Consider the following 16920-nt stretch of genomic DNA (forward strand, 5'->3'; position numbering starts at 1 on the left):
CATGGTCAAGGCACGCCACAAACCGATCTCCCGGCGCCTGCGCGAGTGGGCGGCAATCTGGCATGGGGTACGCTCGACCGAGCACCCGGTGCAGGTGCATATGGTGCCGATGCGGCGCTGCAACCTGGCATGCGGCTACTGCAACGAGTACGACGATCACTCGAAGCCGGTGCCGATTGAGGAGATGCGGCGCCGGGTGGACCATCTGGCGCGGCTGGGCACGAGCCTGGTGACGATCAGCGGCGGCGAACCGTTGCTGCACCCGGAGTTGGACGACATCATCGCCCGCATCCGCGAGCGGGGCATGCTGGCAGGCTGCATTACCAACGGCTATCTGCTGGTCAAGGAGCGCATTGAGCGGCTGAACCGGGCCGGGCTCGACTACCTGCAGATCTCGATCGACAACGTGCAGCCGGATGACGTGTCGGTCAAGAGTCTCAAGGTACTGGACAAGAAGCTGGCGCTGCTGGCGGAATATGCCCGGTTCAACGTGAACATTAATAGTGTGCTGGGATCAGGCGTGCGGCATCCGGAAGATGCGCTGACCATTGCGAAACGGGCGGTGGAATGCGGCTTTGCCACCACGGTGGGCATTATTCACGATGGGCATGGACAGCTTCGGCCGCTCGCGGAGCAGGAAATGGCGATCTACGAGCAGGTACGGCGGCTGGGCAAGCGCGAGTTTTTCCGGCTGAACAAGTTTCAGGACAACATCGCGCGCGGCAAACCGAACGACTGGAAGTGCCGCGCCGGCAGCCGTTATCTGTATATCTGCGAAAACGGGCTGGTGCATTACTGCTCGCAGCAGCGCGGCACGCCGGGCATCCCACTGGCCGAATACACCATCGAAGACATCCGCCGCGAGTACGGGCTGAAGAAAGCCTGCGCACCCTATTGCACCGTGGCCTGCGCGCATTACACCTCGATCATGGACTTCTGGCGGGATGAGCAGAAGGCCCCGGAGGCCATGAGGGCGCGGAGCGCGGAGGCGGCCGAGGGGGCGGAGTTGGTGCAGATCAAATGAACAGTGGTCAGTGGTTAGTGGTTAGTGGTCAGTGAAGACGAACTCTGCCGACAGGATTCAGGTGGCGCTGGGGGTGTCGCCTCTTTTGGCGCGGCTGCTGGCCGAGCGCGGGTGGAGTGAAATTGAAGCCGTTACGGAGTTTTTGTATCCGCGACTGGAGCATACTCATTCGCCTTGGCTGATGCTGGGGATGGAGCCAGCCGTTGCGCGGACTTTGCGGGCCATCGCCGCCGGCGAGAGCATACGGATTCTCGGGGACTATGACGTCGATGGGACGATTGCGACCGTCATTTTGCGGCAGGCGCTGAAGACACTGGGGGCCGAAGTTAGCTATGAGCTGCCGGAGCGTCTGGGCAATGGGTATGGGTTGCGGGCGGAAACGTTCGAGCGCGCGGCAGCGGATGGCGTAAAGCTGGCGATTACGGTCGATAACGGCATCCGCGAGCAGGAGGCGCTGGAGCGGGCGCAGGCGCTGGGCATCGACGTAATCATCACCGATCACCATTTGCCGCCACAAACATTGCCGACGGTGGTGGCGATTGTGAATCCGCATCAGGCGGGTTGCGAATATCCGGATAAGAATTTATGCGGGTCGGGGGTGGCGTTCAAGCTGGCGCAGGCGCTGCTGGAGCGCAGCGGCAAGCTGGAGGGCACGTGGCCGGCGGGGCTGCGGTCATATTTGAAGCTGGTGGCGATCGCGACGGTGGCGGATGCAGTGCCGCTGCTGGGAGAAAACCGGGTGTTTGCGCGGTTTGGGTTGGAGGGGCTGGAGCGGCCGGTGAATCCCGGGCTGCGGGCGCTGCTGGGATTTGCGATGGCGAAGGGAAAAACGCGCGTCACCAGCCGGGATGTGGCGTTTGGGCTGGCGCCGCGGCTCAATGCCGCGGGCAGGATGGGCGCGGCGGATCGGGTGGTCGAGCTATTCTCTGCCCCGGCGGCGGAGGCGGGTGGGATTGCGCAGGCGCTGGAGGGGCTGAACCAGGAGCGGCAGCAGTGCTGCGCGCGGATGCTGGCGGAAATTGAAGCGCGGGGGCTGGGCGAGGAGCCCGGGGTGCAGGTCATTTCCGGCGAGGGTTGGCACCGGGGCGTGCTGGGGATTGTGGCCAACAAGGTGGTGGAGAGGACACAGCGGCCGGTGGTGATCGTGAGCCTCGAGGAGGGACGGGCACATGGGTCGGGACGGGCGCCGGACGGGATGCATTTGCTACAGGTCATCGAAGGCTGCGGAGATCTGTTTGACCGCTTTGGCGGACATGCGCAGGCGGTGGGGTTTTCAATGGACGCGGGCAAGCTGGAGGCGCTGCGGACCTACCTGGCGCAGGCGGAGATGCCTACGCCGGCTCGCAAAAACGCGGAGTATTTCGAGGTCCGGCTGAGCGAGTTGACGCCGCCGATTTGCAAAGAACTGGCGCGCCTGCAGCCGTTCGGGGAAGGCAACCCCGAGCCCGTCCTGCGGGTGCGGGGCGCGCGGCTGGCGGAGGCGCCGCAAGTCCTGAAAGAGCGTCATTTGAAGCTGGTGGTCGAAGAGGATGGGGTGCGGCATACGGCGCTGCTGTGGAATTCGACCGATTGCGCACGGCTGGCGCCGGGAGTGGAACTGGAGCTGATCGGGCGGCTGGAGACGACGATGCACGAGCGCTTTGGGGAGCAGACCCGGCTGATGCTGCGTGAGTTTTTCGTGACCTCGGCAGCAGTTCTGTGATAGCGTAAGCGCGTTGGTGTCTCGGGAGGGAAACGCGGATGGAAGCTTTGGGAATGATTGAAACCAGAGGCCTGGTGGGTTCGATTGAAGCCGCCGACGCCATGGTGAAGGCCGCCAACGTGGTCCTGCTGGGCAAGGAATATATCGGCGCCGGCTATGTGACGGTAATGGTGCGCGGCGACGTGGGCGCGGTCAAGGCGGCCACGGACGCGGGCGCGGCAGCGGCGCGGCGAGTGGGCGAACTGGTGAGCGTTCACGTGATTCCGCGGCCGCACAGCGAAGTCGAAAAGATTCTGCCGAACAAGGGCGTCATCCCCGCCGACAGCAAGAAGTAAGGCGGAGCCGGCGTGGCCAACGCGGCACAATCCGTAGCTGAGGCACGCGAGCTGATCGAGCGCGCGCACGCGGCCTGGCAGACCTACCGCGAATTTTCACAGGCCCAGGTGGACGCCATTGTGGGCGCCATGGCGGCAGCCGCAACTGCACATGCGGAGCGGCTGGCGAAACTGGCGGTCGACGAGACCACCTACGGCAAGGTCGCCGACAAAATCCAGAAGAACCTGTTTGCCTCGGAGAAGGTCTACAGCGCCATCCGGGACATGCGCACCGTGGGCCCGCTCAGCGAAGACCGAGAGCGCGGCATCATCGAGATGGGGGTTTCGATGGGGGTAGTGGCGGCGATACTTCCCTGCACCAACCCTACGTCGACTGCCATTTACAAGATCCTGATTTCGCTCAAGGCGGGTAACGCGATTGTGCTGAGTCCGCATCCGGCGGCGATGCGCTGCATTTGCGAGACCGTGGGGCTGATGCATCAGGCGGCGGTGGCGCAGGGTGCGCCGGGCGATCTGATCGGCTGCTTTTCGACGCCGACGCGCGAAGGCACGCAGGAGATGATGTCGCACCGGCGCACCAAGGTGATTCTGGCGACGGGCGGCATGGGCATCGTGAAGGCCGCCTATAGCTCGGGCAAGCCGGCGTTTGGGGTGGGACCAGGCAATGTGCCGGCGTACATCGACCGCTCGGCGGATGTGGCGCGGGCGGTGGGGCACGTAGTCGCGGGCAAGAGCTTTGACTGGGGCACGATTTGCTCCTCCGAGCAGGCGCTGGTGGCGGAGACGGCGCTGCGCGAGCCGATTCTGGCGGAGCTGAAAAAGCAGAACGTCTATTTGATGTCGCCGGAAGAAGCGGACAAGATGGGCAAGACGCTGATCCATCCGGAGACGTTCACGGTCAACGCCAAATGTGTCGGCCAGGCGCCGCAAAAGCTGGCAGCGATGGCGGGGTTTGGCGAGAAGGTGGGGCCGGAAATTCGTGTGCTGGCCGCGGAACTGGCGGGCATGGGCAAGCAGTATCCGCTCTCGGCGGAAAAACTGTCGCCGGTGCTGGCGCTGTTTTTTCTCCCGGACCGGGTGCGCGCGATGGACCGCTGCCGCGACCTGCTGCACTTTGGCGGCCTGGGACATACGTGTGTGATTCACGCCCAGGATGAAGCCGTGATCCGCGATTACGGAGCGCGCATGCCGGCGTACCGCGTGGTGGTGAACAGCCCCTCGCCGCAGGGATCGATTGGCCTCACGACAAACCTGTTTCCAGCCATGACGCTGGGCTGCGGAGCGATTGGCGGCAACATCACCAGCGACAATATTGGACCGCAGCACTTGATGAACATCAAGAGAATCGCGTGGGACAAAGGGGAGCGAGTCAGCGGGTCAGCGGATCAGCGGGTCAGCGGGGTGGGGGCGCCGGTGGGATCCACGTGTACCTGTCAGCACGCCGCGCCCAAGGATGAGCTGCGAGCGACGGTCGAGCGCATCCTGGCGGAACGCGGCATCCATCCTGCCCCCGAGGCAACCCCGCCGGCCCCTGACCCCAGGCCCCTGACCCCTGCCTTCACGCCGCCGCCACTACCGCCGAAGCCCAAGCCGGTGGCGTTTGTGTGCGAAGCGGATGTGCGCGAGGCGGCGAACGCGGGCAGGAAAATTGCGATTGGCCCAAAGACTATCGTGACGCCCGCAGCGCGGGATCTGGGGCGTGAGCGCGACATATTTTTGGTCACCACGTAGGCTGGGCACGAGCATCTAAAGACGCATGCTCGACACGCGCGAGGTGCTTGCTCTGCCGCAAATTGGGGAGCCGGTTCTCACCGCCTATCTCGACACCGATCCTGCCAATCCCCGTAACCAGGGCCGCAAGGGGCCGGCAACATGGCTGCGCTCGGAAGCCCGGCGGCTAGTGGCGGCGTGGGGACCGTCGGAGCGAGAAGCCTGCCTGGCGCAGGCGGAACGAGTCGCCGAGTATCTGATGGACCGGCGCGGCGGAGGATCGAAGGGGCTGGTGGTATTTGCGGGTCCCAGGACTTGGCGCTTGCTGCCGCTGCAGGTGCGCGTGGAGGAGGAAATCTACTGGGGCGAGCCGGCGTTGGGGCAACTGCTATGGCTGCTGGACGAACATCAGCCCTGTGGGATCGTGGTGGTCAGCCGGGGCGGAGCGCGGTTTTTCCGGTACCGGATGGGTGAGATCGAGGAGGATGCCGCACGGCCCCTGCAGCTTGACACGTCGCAGTGGCGTAAGATTACGCGGGTGATGGGGCCCGGCGACGAGAAGGACATTTTTGAGCGCCGGCTCGCGGCCAACCACCAGCGCTTCTACGAGAGCGTGGCTACGGAAACGCAGCGATGGAGCGAGCGCGAGCGGTTGGAGCCGGTGCTGCTGCTGGGAGACACGAAAGCCGTTGCGCAGGTGCAGGCAGCGCTGCCGGAAGCATTTGCGGCGCGGGTGCTCAGCTCGGAGCGGAATATCACCTGCGAACGCGCCAGCGAAATCGTGGCGGTCGCGGAGCCGCTGATCCAGCAGTGGAAGCGCGAGCGGGAGCGCGCGGATGTGCAGCGCCTGCTGGAACAGCGGACGCGACCGGATGTGGTCACCGGTTTCGAGGCGACGCTGAACGCGCTGCAGGAGGGTCGCGTGCGCGAACTCATCGCCATGCGCGACCTGCGCGGGCGTGTGCGCGCCTGCCCTTCGTGCGGCTGGGTGGAGCGGGGCGGGCCGGCGGAGTGTCCCCAGTGCGGCCATGAACGGCCAGTGCAGTCGCCGCGCGCGGTGCTGCCGCAATTGGCGCAGGCGCGGGGCGTGCCGGTGGAGATTGTGGCCGGCCCAGCGGCCGAGGAGCTGGAGCGTGGCGCGGGAGGCCTGGCCGCTTGGCTCAGGGCGGCGTAAGCCCGTCTGGTATGCTGGGGCCAGAATGGTGATTCACGTTCGTGCGTTTTGGGATTGCGAAGCTAAGGTTTGGGTCGCGGAATCGTCCGACGGGCCCGGGCTGGTCACCGAGGCTACTGGACCCGATGCGCTTCAGGCGAAGCTGCGGGTTCTGATACCCGAGTTACTTGAAGCTAATGGTCTATCTGCGCCGGCTGAGCCCGATTTCACCGTGGAGTTGGTCGCGGCCTACGCTGAGCCTGTGGCGCCCGCTCGAGTGTAGATAACATTCACACCGCGAACGGCGTGCTGAAGCAGGCTACGCGGCGCGGCGGACGACGGGGAACATCGCGCGGAGGTCCTCGGGGAGCTGGTCGCGCACCTCCTCCATCTGGCCGTGCGAGACGAAATCGTGAAGCACGGAAAACAGGGAGATCAGGAAATCGTTGGCGGTGACCGAGTCGAGGCTGAGGGAACGGGAGATTTCCACCTGCATGGCAGCCGCTGTAACGGCGCGGTCGGGTCCGTCGGCGCAGGAGATCAGGCGCTCGTGCAGCTTGGAGGGGAGCTGAGCGATAGTGTGCTGCGCCTGCTCGGGCGTGAGGCGATGGCACAACATGCAAATGCCCAGCGCCATGCCGCGTTCGGCACGGTCATGGTCAAGACCTGTGGCCTGCATCACGGCCGTGATGAAGCGGTCGTTCACGTGCTGGGCGCGGGCTTCGGCGCGCATGCGGGAACGCATCCGGGTGCCGGCATCGGTGGCGCGGGCGGGATGCGGCACGCCCATGGGCTTGCCGGGCGCTTCGGATTCGACAAGCTGCTCGTGCACGACGGCGCGCAGATCGTCGAGGCGCACCTCGCCGGACAGGACCAGATCGTCGAAGGTAACTAAGCCGACCGGGCGGTCGGCTTCGAGCAGCGGCAGGTGGCGGACTCCGTAATCGCGCATCAGGCGCGCCACATCGGCGAGATTGGCGCTGATAGGACAGGTGAGTACACCTTCGGTCATGACTTCATCGAGGGATGTGATGACCGGATCGAGGCCTTCACCGACCACCGAAAGGGCGATGTCGCGGTCGGTGAGGATACCGGCGAGCCGGCCCTCGCGCGAGACGAGGACGGCTCCGACGTGGTTGTCGGCCATTGCACGCGCGGCCTGATAGACGGTCGAGCGCGCGGAAAGGATCACGAGTTTTTCGCGGCGGAAGGGTTCGAGGGACATGTTGAACGCTCCTCAATATTCAGGCGGCCTTGGGTTGCGGAATCGGGTTGAGGTAGTCCTGATCGACATAGCACCAGGCCCAATCAGTGCCGGCCCGGTAGGCACGCATGATGGGATGCTTCGTGGCATGGAAATGGGCGGTGGCATGTTTGTTTTTGGAGCTGTCGCAACAGCCGATGTGGCCGCAGGTGATGCACTTGCGCAGTTGCACCCAGGTGTCGCCGGACTGGAGGCATTCTTCGCAGCCGTTCGGGGTCCGGGGGGTAACGTGACGGACTTGATCGACGTGTGTGCAGGAGATCATAGGCGCAGTCTAGCCGGGATTGCGAGCGGGTGCGAGAAGGCGCGAGGGGACGCGGGGGAGCACATGGTAAACTGGCACTGCCTTCCTGTTCTGCGTCCCCGTCGTCTAGCCCGGCCCAGGACACCGCCCTTTCACGGCGATAACACGGGTTCGAATCCCGTCGGGGACGCCAGTTCTCAAATTTGGCCGTTTTTGCCTCGGGCTCTACGCCAACAACGGGGGAGTGCCGGTCCCCGGAACGGTTCAACCACATAGTACCTTGACGCGCATGCGGTAGTTTTCGAAGTTGCGGAAGCCGTAAGCTTGGCGGCTGATCAGTTCCATTTTGTTGTGAAAGCCCTCGGTGATGCCCTTGCTGCGGCTGAAGCGCCACATGGTGGCGATTTTTTCTGACCAGGAGTAGTGAAGCGTTTCACGCAGTTGCACCAGTTGCGGCAGGCGCGCCTGCCGCAAACCGCGCGCAAAAAGCGGGCCGCGAGCTGGGCGCGCTGTCAGCGGGTGCGGTTTTTCTTGACCAGCAGATAGCGCAGCCGCTGCTTGAAGCCGTGCGCAACCGGCTTTGCGCCACCGAGATTCTAACCTTCGATAAAGCCTTCGCCCGCCAACCGCGTGTCCGCCGGTTGGGCTAACGCCCGGGTGCGAGGTATTGACGAACCACTACCGGGAGAGCCCGTTGCGCTTCTCGATCAGCAGTCCACCCTGCGGCGGAGTCGAGGCGCCAGGCGGCCTACTAATGTTCAATCGGCGGCCAGGGCAGGATCACCAGCTCCGGTGGATGCATCCATGCAATCCATGGCACAAAATGCACGGGAAGATCAGTTCACTCAACAAATCGAGCGCCAAACTGCGCGCATACCCTCAATAGGTTATCTGGGGATGGCGATTGCCTCCATGGGGATCTCGGCCGGCCTCAAGCTGGCCCGGCGGGACTCAGCGGCTCTCTTCGTAGGGCAGTGGGCCGCCCCTATTCTGCTGATGGGCGTCTACAACAAACTCGTGAAGCAGCTCGGTTCCCACGGAGAGAACATATCAGCGCGGGCGGCCTGAAGGCGAAGCCGGAATGGTGCAGCGGGCGCACACGGCGCCCTTCCGCGCTAGCGAGAGGCAAGGTAGCGGGCGAACCACTGCAGGGAGCGGCGGAGGATGTCTTTCTGGTCGGCGGGGTTGGAGATGCCGTGGCCCTGGTTGGCGTAGACGACGAGTGTCGTGGGCACGCCCATGGCGCGGAGCGCGTGCCAGTATTCAAATGACTGCGGCGCGGGGCATTCTTCGTCGCGCTCGCCGACGACGACCAGCGCCGGGGTGTGATCGTGGGTGATGAAGTTGATCGCTGAGCTTTTGGCGTAGGCGGTGGGGGCGACGTAGACAGAGGCGCCGAAGAAGGGGATCATCCACTTGTCGATCTGGTTCTCGCCGTAGTAGCTTTTCCAATCCGAAAGGCCGGCGCCGGCGACCACGGCCTTGAAACGGTTGGTCTGGGTCGGGGCAAACATGCTCATGAAGCCGCCGTAGCTCCAGCCGGTCATGCCGAGGCGGTGGTTATCGACGGGCGCAATGGTTTCGACTTTGTCGATGCCTTTGAGGATGTCGTCGAGGTCGCCGTAGCCCATTTTGCCGGAGCCGCGATCCATCTGCGTGAAAGCTTCGCCTTCGCCGGTGCTGCCGCGCGGATTCGGGAGCAGGACGAAATAACCGAAATTGGAATAGACCGTCGCATTGCCGCCCCAAGAGGGGAGGTTGGCAAACGTCGGACCGCCATGGACCGACACGATCATGGGGTAGGTCTTGTGGGGATCAAAATTCACCGGGTAGAGCAGCCAGCCTTGGACCAGAAGCGAACCATCGTGCCATTCGACCGAACGAGCCTGACCCCAGGAGGGCTTGAGAGCAGCGTTGACGGCGGTGACGGCAGGCGGGGCTTGATCGCCGAGCGGGCCGGCGTAAACCTCCGGGGCATGCTCGAAGGAGCTGGCGGCAAAGGCGATGCGGCGGGGCGCCGTGGCCGAGATCGACACCTGACGGAAAGCGCCGGGCGCGGTGAACAGGACGTGCGTCTGGTGGGCGGCGTTGCCGGACAGGGTGTAATGGGCGAGCTGCACGTAGCCGAGTGACTCTTGCGTGATCACCAGATTGTGGGCGTCGAGGAAGGTGAACTGATGGAGGGTGACGGGGATGCCGGGCGTGAGGTCGACGGGTGCTCCTCCGGCGGAGGCGACGCGATAGAGGTTGCCGGCATCGGCGCCGCGATCGCTCATGAGGCCGCCGACGAAGTAGATATTTTTACCGTCAAGCGAGAAGGTGGGCTGCTGCATTTGCATGTCATGCAGTTCGCCGGTAATGGTGGCAGGATCGACCAGCGCTTGCGGCGCGGCGCCGGGACGGGCGGATTGGGTATAGAGTTTGGCGATCCACCAGTTGTTGTCGCCCGGCGGCGGAGCAGCGGTGTAGGTGATGCGGTTACCGTGGGGCGAAAAGGCGAACTCATAGACGTAGAGGCTAGCGGGGGTGAGCTCGCGCAGTGATCCGTGGGCGATGGCCACGGTGGCGACGCGCTCCGGGCGGACGTCGTTGCCGCCGATGACGCCGACGCGGGGGTTGCTGGATGCAGTTGCGCGCGCCAGGCGCGTGGCGCCGCGCACGTAGAGGAACGCGACGTGGGCGCCGTCGGGAGCCCATTCGAGGTCGGTAGTGTAGCCGTCGAGGCTGGCAACTTTGTGCGGTGCGGTGGAGGAGTTAGCGCTGACGAGCCAGAGGGCGCCGGCGATCGGCTTGGTGTTGGATGCGGCGACGCGACAGCGGGTGAGGACGGCCAGGGAGCGGGAATCGGGCGCCCAGCTCAGGGCTGCGGTAGCGCAGCCGCCGGGGATGGCGACGCTGTGGGCCTCGCGGCCGTTCTCATCGCCGATCACAAGCGATCGGCCGCGGCTTGCGACGACCCAGGCGAGATGCTGGCCGTCGGGAGACATCGCGACATCGGAGATCCGCCTTACGGCGGCGCGTTGCGCCAGGACTTGGTCGATGCGGGCGTTTTCGGATGCGGGAGACTGGGCGCCAGCAATCGGAACAACGGCGAAGGCGAGCAGGAACGCAAACAAGCAATGGAAGCGGCTGGGGTTCATAGGGTATCCGGATAGGTCACCCTGTAGCGTAATGCCAAACCCCAGTGAACACAATGCTGAAACCTGGCTTATTCCTGAGGGATCTGGTGGACAGCGGAAGCCAACATCACCTCTGACCAACCGACGACAATCAGATCGATACCAATGAATAAACCGATGATCCACAGGCTTGAACTCGGCCAGCGTACCCACACCAGAACGCCCAGGATAAAGGTGATGATGCCGTCGGCGAGAGCCCAGCCCCAGCGCGGCGGCCTTAGTGCCAACACACTCATAATGCGGAAAACCCCGGCGACCGTGAAGTAGACGGCGAGCAGCAGGGTGATCACCATCGCTGCCGCCACGGGGTGCCGGAGCAACAACAGGCCAACAACAATGCCAAGGACGGCGTTCATCCCATGGAGGAAGATGTGGCTCCCGTTGCGATGCCGGAACGCTTGCACCGCCTCAACAATGCCCGCGATCAACAGCACCCAGCCAAAAAACAGCATGGAAATGACGGTGGCAGTCACCGAATCGATGAGCGCGACCACGCCCAGGATAATCAAGAGTATGCCGAGTACAAACAGCCATATCCAATTGCGACGTAGTTCGCGGAATCCGGCAGGGAACAGAGCTGGTGTCATATTGGCTCCTTGCCCTCATCCTAATGCGGATGAGCGAATCCAGTTCTGGAGATCGAGAGCCGCAGCCGAGTCCCATTTTGACCGGTCAGGCGACGGCGCCGATACGCTTGGCGCGGCGAATGCGAGCGTGCTCGCGCGGGCTATGCATCGCCTCCCAGAGGTCCAGGCGACGCTGGGCGTTGAGCCAAAAGTCCGGGCTGGTGCCGAATACGCGGGCGAGGATCAGGGCGGTGGGCGCGGTGACGGCCCGGCGGTCGTTGCAAAGCTGGTTCACGTGCTTGCGAGGCACGCCCATCGCTTCGGCCAGCGCGGCCTGGGTTGGCGATGTTCGATCACTCGCCAGCCCAACTGCCTGCTCATTTCCGGCAGGAGCCAAGACATTCTTGGCGCGATCAGCGATCTCTGTGCGGTTGGCATCCTTTCGCAGCACCCGCCATTTGTGCAGTAATGTACGAACCCGTCCGTCCCGCGGCACCTATCGATGACGAGAATCATGCTAAACACAAAGCGCAAGCCGCCCACGGTGGGTGAAATCCTGGTGGGGACCTTGAGCCCATACCGGAAAGCTCTGCCTCCTCGACCCATGTCATACGGGAGAACCGCGGTCTGTTGTGAAACCGCGTCGGTGCAGGCGGTGACGATCACGCTTATGGTGTCGGCCAGGGCAGCTTCTGCCACTGAGGAATTGTCTGATCCTTTCCGCGTACGGGCCCAACTGCATCGGTGTGGCGCAGCTTCCGAATTCTACAGGCACTTTCCACCGCCGAATGGCAGAACGCCAGAGAAGGCTGAGAGCAAAGTAGCCACAATGGAAAGGAGTTGCTTCGGCGGTCGAAGCAGTGCTTCAGCGTGTATTGTTCCCCCTTAGTGCAGAACGCGGACTCGCAGTCTTCACACAGGACGTACTCCTTCAGTTGGCGGACCGTCGTGACTGCGCCTCTGGAGCCAAATACGACTAGCGCATGCTGATCGTTGCCCCACAGTCTGTGGCTCGCCACTTTTTGCCCTGGTCGCTCCCGTTGGTCGCTTGGAGTGCGGGCTTCGATTCCCGGCAGGGTCCGCCCGCTGGCGCTCAGGGCTCCTCCAAGCTGCCGCCACCTGTACGCGCCAGTCGGCAGAAAGTGGCTCAGGCAGAGCTTACGGTGCTGTCGGCAAAGCGGGCAGGTCCCCATCGTTGGTTTTTTGTATGGCTTTGCCGGCATCGGCGCATTTTCTCACATAGCGGCACGACGGGGGGATCCTACTCCGGCCCTTTGCTTAGGCCGCTTTCAATGACGGCGGCGACACGCACCGATTCAGCCCGAGGGCGCGAGAAAGACGTCGGCGGAGAGGCTGAAGCGGGTGCTCAGGCGGCGAAGCTGTTCCAGCGTGAGTTTGCGCTGGCCGGCAAGAAACATGGACACTGCGCTCTCGGACCCAAACTGAGGAATCAGATCGCGTTGCCTGAGGTGCTGCTGCGCCATGAGAAACCGCACGATCGATACGGGATCAGCCGCCGGGATGGGATAGTGAGCTCGCTCGTAGCGCTCCACGAGCAGGGTCAGCAGTTCGACTGCCTGTGCTTCCGCCCGAGACGGATGCTCCAGGGCGGTGAGCTGGAATAGTGCGTCCGTGTACGACTCGAGCTCTTGATCGTTATGAATGACACGCGGGGCGCCATGCGCGATCATCTCTGCGGGATTGGCAAGAACTGATTTCATTGTGGCTCGCCACTTTTTGCCCTGGTCGCTCCCGTTGGTCGCTTGGAGTGCGGGCTTCGATTCCCGGCAGGGCCCGCCCGCTGGCGCTCAGGGCTCCTCCAAGCTGCCGCCGGATGCGCAAACCTCCTGTCCCAATTCCCAGGGTTGTCATACTCCTTGTGCGTCAAGAACGAGCGAATGTACACGTGGCCCTCGGTCTGCCTCCCGTCGATCGTCTTCGCGTAATGAATGACGGTGATCAGCCTGTACCGGTTGCGCCGGACATTGAAGATTACATAACCATTGACATAATCGACGTCCTTAAACATATCTCGCACTTCGGCAAAATTGCGCCAGCGGACCGCCTCAACGATGGTCGTCCAAGCTTCCACTTCACTCGCTGCATCGGGGTGCTGCTTCATGGCCTCGCGCAGATGCCTGCGGGTGACGAGATGCACTTCCTTACCGTACTTCACGAGTCGTGAAGTTGTCAAACGGCGGTTGCGAATTCAGGAACCGAAGGCCTGGCCGAGGAAGCCGAGGACACCGAGGGCGGCGATGAGCCAGAGGACGCAGCCGAGCGGACTGAGGCGTGCTTTGGGGGCTGGCCGGCGGGGTTGGCGGCGTCGGCGAAGTGCGGGGCGGTGTGGGCGCCGGTGTGGCGGCCGGAGCGGTCGGTCCAGTAGACGCCGGTGCCGGGAATGCCGACCGTGCGCGTGAGGCCGCGGCGGCCGGCGGTGAGGTGGGCGCCGCGCACGCCGAAGCTGAGCGAGGGACCGGACTTGCTCAGATTCATAGTCACGCCCGGAGCCACGCGGACGCGGCGGAAGAGGCGGACGTAGGCCATCGGCTTAGTTGGCCGTAGCCACCTTGCCCGCGGTGAGGTCCGCTTGCAGGCGGGCGGCGCCGGCATCGGCCTGCTGGATATACATGTGGGCGACGCCGATCATGCCCGAGGTCAACGGGAGGTAATTGCGATCAATGCGGCTGTTGATGCGGAACAGCCACGAGCGCAGGTGATTGCGGAAAACCAGGCTGCCTTCGCCCGACTGAATGTGCAGATTCACCAGGTCGTTGATGTCGGTGGTGAGGCGGGCGATCTGAGGCTGGGCCGCAGCCGAGCCGGAGGAGCTGGTGCGCACGTCTTTTTGCAGCACGGCGCGGGCGTCGATGGCGCGGTTCAGCGCGGTGTCGAGTTTGTTGGCGGCGTTGCGCAGGCCCATGAGGAGATCGAAACGCGCCTGCAACTCAGCCTGCGTGGTGGGCAGGTTGGGGTTGAGGGTGACGGTAAGGGGCTGCGTCACGGTGCTGCTGCCGACCGTCAGTTTGACGTCGTAGGTTCCGGGAACGACCTCGGGGCCGGTGATGGGGCCGTTCTGCTGGGTGTAGTGGTAAATGCCTTTCACCTCGACCGCGTCCGCGTAGCGCAGGTTCCACTGAAAGCGGTTCATGCCGGGATGCAGCTTGACCACGCGGCTCATGCCGCCGAAGCGGGAGCGCACGGGTTTGAGCGGGAGGGTGTAGCTGTTGATGAGCTGCCCATCAGCGGTAGTAAAGGTAAGCTTGACCGGAGTCGAGCTGGTGTAATCGGAGGGCAGATAGAAGAAGACGGTCGCGCCCGAGGCACGGCGCTCGGGACCACCGCGTCCGCCGAAGCCGAAGCCGCCGCCGCCGGCAGCGCCCTCCCAGGATTGCTGCGGCTTGAATAGATAGGGCACGGACGCGGTGACAGAGGCAGTGTTGAGCTGTTCGAGGTATTGCAGGTCATCGAGGACCCAAAACGCGCGGCCAAACGTCGCGAGTACGACGGCGTGCTGCTGCGGTTGAATTTCAATGTCGTCGACGCGGACGGCGGGAAGATTGAGGCTTAGTGGCTGCCATTGCGCGCCCCCGTTGAGGCTGAAATAGACGGTGCGGCTGGTGGCGGCGAACAGCAGATCGGGGTCGTTGGGATCCTGGCGGACGGACTCGACGTATTCATTGTCGGGAAGGCCAGTGGTGAGCGGCGTCCAGGTTTTGCCGTAGTCGGTCGTCTTGTAGATGTAGGGGTGGAAATCATCCCAGTCGAAGCGGCTCGCCGAGACGTAGGCAGTGCCGGGCTGGGTGTTGGAAGGTTCGACGCAGGTAATGGTCGACCACTCGGGTAGCTGCGGCGGGCGAACCTCGCTCCAGTGGGCGCCATGGTTGCGGGTGAGGTAGACGAGGCCGTCGTCGGAACCAGTCCAGATGACGCCATCGGTGAGCGGCGAGAAGGCGATAGACGAAATCGTGTCAAACATCTCTTCGCCGGTGACATCTTTGCTGATCGGGCCGCCGGGACGCAGTTGCTTGGTGCGGTCGTTGCGCGTGAGGTCGGGACTGATGGCTTTCCAATGAATGCCCTGATCGGTGGTGACGAGCAGCACCTGAGCACCGAGGACGAATTCACTGGGATTATGCGGATTGAACACGGCAGCGTGATGATTCCAGCCGAAGCGGTACTTGAGCATGCGGCCGCCGTCGCCGAACTTGAAGGCAGGCCAGGGACTAACGAGCTGGGAGAAGCCGGTGCGGCGGTTGCCGCGGTACTCATCACTGTAGTAGCCGGAGGCATAAGTGATCCAGGGCTTGCCGGGCTGGGGGACGACCCAGCTCATTTCGCCGCCGCGAACGGTGGTCCAGACGGCGGCGGGCGTGGCGCTGGAGCCTTCATCCGAGCCGCGGTCCTGCTGCGCGCCGTAAATGTGGAAGGGGAATTGATCGTCCAGGTTGGCGTGATAGAACTGGCCGGTGGGCTGATTATCTTCCGAACTCCAGGTCTTGCCGCCATCGCGGGTGACGGTGGCGCCGCCGTCGTTGCCTTCGATGAAGATCTGAGTGTTGTCGGGGTTGACCCAGAAGGCGTGATTGTCGCCATGGGGCGGGCGGAGGGTGATCAGCTTTTTGCCGGCATCGTGGGAGATGTAAACGCCCACGTTGGGCAGGTAGACGGTGTTGGGATCTTTGGGATCGGCGTAGACGCGGCCGTAGTAGAAGGCGCGCTGGGTGATGTCCTGGCTGAGGCTGATGAGGTTCCAGGTCTGGCCGGCGTTGTCAGAGCGGAAGAGGCCGCCTGCCTGGCCTTTGTAATCCGCTTGGATGAGGGCGTAGACGACGCTGGGATCGGACGGGGAGACCGCAAGGCCGACTTTGCCGAAAATGCCCGTGGGCAGGCCGGGATTGTGGGTGATGTTGGTCCAATGCGCGCCGCCGTCGGTGGTTTTGTAAATGCCGCTGCCCGGACCTCCGCTGGAAAAGCCCCAATGACGGCGGCGCATCTGCCACATGGCGGCATAGACCACCTGCGGTTTGGACGGGTCCATAGCCATGGTGATGGCGCCGGTGTGGTCGTTGACGTAGAGAATCTTCTGCCAGGTCTGGCCGCCATCGGTGGACTTGAAGACGCCACGCTCGGGATTAGGGCCGAAGAGATGGCCCAGGGCGGCGGCGTAAACAATATTGGGGTTCTGCGGGTCGATCAGAATCCAACTGATGATGTGGGTGTTGCCGAGGCCGGTGAACTGCCAGGTTTTGCCGCCGTCGGTGGACTTGTACATGCCTTCGCCGGTGGTGACGGTATTGCGGGGCGCGGAGTCGCCGGTGCCGACATAGATGATTTTGGGATTGGAAGGCGCGATGGCCATGGCGCCGATGCTACCGACCTTGAAGTATTTGTCGGAGATGTTCTCCCAGGTTGAGCCGTAGTTGGTGGTTTCCCAGACGCCACCGCCGGCGGTGCCCTCGAAAAAGACATTGGGCTGGGAGGGGATGCCCGCGAGCGTCGTCACGCGGCCGCCCGTGTAGGGACCGACGCTGCGCCAATGCAGGCCGGCGGTGAGCTGGCTCACCGGCACCTGCGCCGCGAGCGTCAGTGGCAGCGTCAGCAACAGACCAGAAGCAAGCAAGAACCATTTGGATTTGAACATGGCGGCAGATCCCCTCTCACAGGTCACAGAGTGACCGAGCCTAGGCCCAAAAAAGAGCTGGCGAAGGAACTATAGCGCAGAGGGGAGTGGCAGAGCTAT

At 63.7% G+C, this 16920-nt stretch carries 16 protein-coding genes, 1 tRNA gene and 1 pseudogene; 8 read left to right on the plus strand and 10 right to left on the minus strand.

Annotation, left to right across the window (positions count from 1 at the left end; translation table 11 throughout):
• Position 1 precedes the first annotated feature (1 nt).
• Genes EPN33_07110 through EPN33_07135 form a run of 6 tightly spaced genes read left to right on the plus strand, consistent with a single transcriptional unit; the run spans position 2 to position 6207 of the window.
• Positions 2–1024: a radical SAM protein gene (locus EPN33_07110; protein ID TAN22815.1), complete on the plus strand. Its 1023-nt coding sequence runs from the start codon at positions 2–4 to the stop codon at positions 1022–1024.
• A 31-nt stretch (positions 1025–1055) separates the two neighbouring features.
• Positions 1056–2726: a single-stranded-DNA-specific exonuclease RecJ gene (recJ, locus tag EPN33_07115; protein ID TAN22697.1), complete on the plus strand. Its 1671-nt coding sequence runs from the start codon at positions 1056–1058 to the stop codon at positions 2724–2726.
• A 38-nt stretch (positions 2727–2764) separates the two neighbouring features.
• Entirely contained in the window at positions 2765–3061 is a 297-nt protein-coding gene (gene eutM, locus EPN33_07120) for an ethanolamine utilization microcompartment protein EutM (GenBank protein ID TAN22698.1), read from the plus strand.
• A gap of 12 nt (positions 3062–3073) precedes the next feature.
• Positions 3074–4792: an aldehyde dehydrogenase family protein gene (locus tag EPN33_07125; protein ID TAN22699.1), complete on the plus strand. Its 1719-nt coding sequence runs from the start codon at positions 3074–3076 to the stop codon at positions 4790–4792.
• Between the two features lie 25 nt (positions 4793–4817).
• Positions 4818–5945, plus strand: coding sequence for a hypothetical protein (locus tag EPN33_07130; protein TAN22700.1), 1128 nt, complete (start codon positions 4818–4820; stop codon positions 5943–5945).
• A gap of 25 nt (positions 5946–5970) precedes the next feature.
• Positions 5971–6207 (plus strand): DUF1902 domain-containing protein, encoded by a 237-nt coding sequence (locus EPN33_07135; GenBank protein ID TAN22701.1) that lies wholly within the window; start codon positions 5971–5973, stop codon positions 6205–6207.
• 36 nt (positions 6208–6243) lie between these two features.
• On the opposite strand, the gene EPN33_07140 is transcribed toward EPN33_07135, so the two are convergent.
• Positions 6244–7149 carry a CBS domain-containing protein gene (locus tag EPN33_07140; protein ID TAN22702.1) on the minus strand — a complete coding sequence of 302 codons (906 nt, stop codon included), beginning with the start codon at positions 7147–7149 and terminating at the stop codon, positions 6244–6246.
• 19 nt (positions 7150–7168) lie between these two features.
• Complete coding sequence (locus EPN33_07145; protein ID TAN22703.1) at positions 7169–7453, minus strand: hypothetical protein; 285 nt, start codon at positions 7451–7453, stop codon at positions 7169–7171.
• Positions 7454–7547: 94 nt separating this feature from the next.
• Here EPN33_07145 and EPN33_07150 point away from each other — a divergent pair.
• A tRNA-Glu gene (locus tag EPN33_07150) sits at positions 7548–7625 on the plus strand.
• A gap of 71 nt (positions 7626–7696) precedes the next feature.
• On the opposite strand, the pseudogene EPN33_07155 reads toward EPN33_07150, so the two are convergent.
• Positions 7697–7852 (minus strand): annotated as a pseudogene (locus EPN33_07155) (ISL3 family transposase).
• A 384-nt stretch (positions 7853–8236) separates the two neighbouring features.
• Between EPN33_07155 and EPN33_07160 the strand changes: the two are divergent.
• A complete protein-coding gene (locus EPN33_07160) occupies positions 8237–8500 on the plus strand; it encodes a hypothetical protein (protein ID TAN22704.1) in 264 nt (87 codons plus the stop codon).
• A 47-nt stretch (positions 8501–8547) separates the two neighbouring features.
• Here the strand turns inward: EPN33_07160 and EPN33_07165 are convergent, their stop codons facing one another.
• The 7 genes from EPN33_07165 to EPN33_07195 all read right to left on the minus strand — a co-directional run bounded on the left by EPN33_07165 (position 8548) and on the right by EPN33_07195 (position 16821).
• Positions 8548–10572 carry a S9 family peptidase gene (locus EPN33_07165; GenBank protein TAN22705.1) on the minus strand — a complete coding sequence of 675 codons (2025 nt, stop codon included), beginning with the start codon at positions 10570–10572 and terminating at the stop codon, positions 8548–8550.
• A 68-nt stretch (positions 10573–10640) separates the two neighbouring features.
• The gene (locus EPN33_07170) at positions 10641–11198 is read right to left on the minus strand and encodes an HdeD family acid-resistance protein (protein TAN22706.1); all 558 of its coding nucleotides are present in this window, start codon (positions 11196–11198) and stop codon (positions 10641–10643) included.
• Positions 11199–11283: 85 nt separating this feature from the next.
• On the minus strand, positions 11284–11493 hold the full coding sequence (higA, locus tag EPN33_07175) for an addiction module antidote protein, HigA family (GenBank protein ID TAN22707.1): 210 nt from the start codon (positions 11491–11493) through the stop codon (positions 11284–11286).
• Positions 11494–12493: 1000 nt separating this feature from the next.
• On the minus strand, positions 12494–12898 hold the full coding sequence (locus EPN33_07180) for a DNA-binding protein (GenBank protein ID TAN22708.1): 405 nt from the start codon (positions 12896–12898) through the stop codon (positions 12494–12496).
• Entirely contained in the window at positions 12895–13353 is a 459-nt protein-coding gene (locus EPN33_07185) for a type II toxin-antitoxin system HigB family toxin (protein ID TAN22709.1), read from the minus strand. The genes EPN33_07180 and EPN33_07185 overlap by 4 nt, the downstream gene beginning before the upstream one ends.
• A 14-nt stretch (positions 13354–13367) precedes the next feature.
• A complete protein-coding gene (locus EPN33_07190) occupies positions 13368–13724 on the minus strand; it encodes a DUF4236 domain-containing protein (GenBank protein TAN22710.1) in 357 nt (118 codons plus the stop codon).
• Between the two features lie 4 nt (positions 13725–13728).
• Positions 13729–16821 carry a glycosyl hydrolase gene (locus EPN33_07195; GenBank protein TAN22711.1) on the minus strand — a complete coding sequence of 1031 codons (3093 nt, stop codon included), beginning with the start codon at positions 16819–16821 and terminating at the stop codon, positions 13729–13731.
• Between the last annotated feature and the right edge of the window lie 99 nt (positions 16822–16920).

The organism is Acidobacteriota bacterium, assembly GCA_004299485.1.
GTDB lineage: Bacteria > Acidobacteriota > Terriglobia > Terriglobales > SCQP01 > SCQP01.

Bases quoted from the DNA above. Each gene is read 5' to 3' on its own strand.
- EPN33_07110 (TAN22815.1), top strand. From the start codon at position 2: ATGGTCAAGGCACGCCACAAACCGATCTCCCGGCGCCTGCGCGAGTGG.
- eutM (TAN22698.1), top strand. From the start codon at position 2,765: ATGGAAGCTTTGGGAATGATTGAAACCAGAGGCCTGGTGGGTTCGATT.
- EPN33_07130 (TAN22700.1), top strand. From the start codon at position 4,818: ATGCTCGACACGCGCGAGGTGCTTGCTCTGCCGCAAATTGGGGAGCCG.
- EPN33_07135 (TAN22701.1), top strand. From the start codon at position 5,971: ATGGTGATTCACGTTCGTGCGTTTTGGGATTGCGAAGCTAAGGTTTGG.
- EPN33_07140 (TAN22702.1), bottom strand. From the start codon at position 7,149: ATGTCCCTCGAACCCTTCCGCCGCGAAAAACTCGTGATCCTTTCCGCG.
- EPN33_07145 (TAN22703.1), bottom strand. From the start codon at position 7,453: ATGATCTCCTGCACACACGTCGATCAAGTCCGTCACGTTACCCCCCGG.
- EPN33_07160 (TAN22704.1), top strand. From the start codon at position 8,237: ATGCAATCCATGGCACAAAATGCACGGGAAGATCAGTTCACTCAACAA.
- EPN33_07165 (TAN22705.1), bottom strand. From the start codon at position 10,572: ATGAACCCCAGCCGCTTCCATTGCTTGTTTGCGTTCCTGCTCGCCTTC.
- EPN33_07170 (TAN22706.1), bottom strand. From the start codon at position 11,198: ATGACACCAGCTCTGTTCCCTGCCGGATTCCGCGAACTACGTCGCAAT.
- higA (TAN22707.1), bottom strand. From the start codon at position 11,493: ATGGGCGTGCCTCGCAAGCACGTGAACCAGCTTTGCAACGACCGCCGG.
- EPN33_07180 (TAN22708.1), bottom strand. From the start codon at position 12,898: ATGAAATCAGTTCTTGCCAATCCCGCAGAGATGATCGCGCATGGCGCC.
- EPN33_07190 (TAN22710.1), bottom strand. From the start codon at position 13,724: ATGGCCTACGTCCGCCTCTTCCGCCGCGTCCGCGTGGCTCCGGGCGTG.
- EPN33_07195 (TAN22711.1), bottom strand. From the start codon at position 16,821: ATGTTCAAATCCAAATGGTTCTTGCTTGCTTCTGGTCTGTTGCTGACG.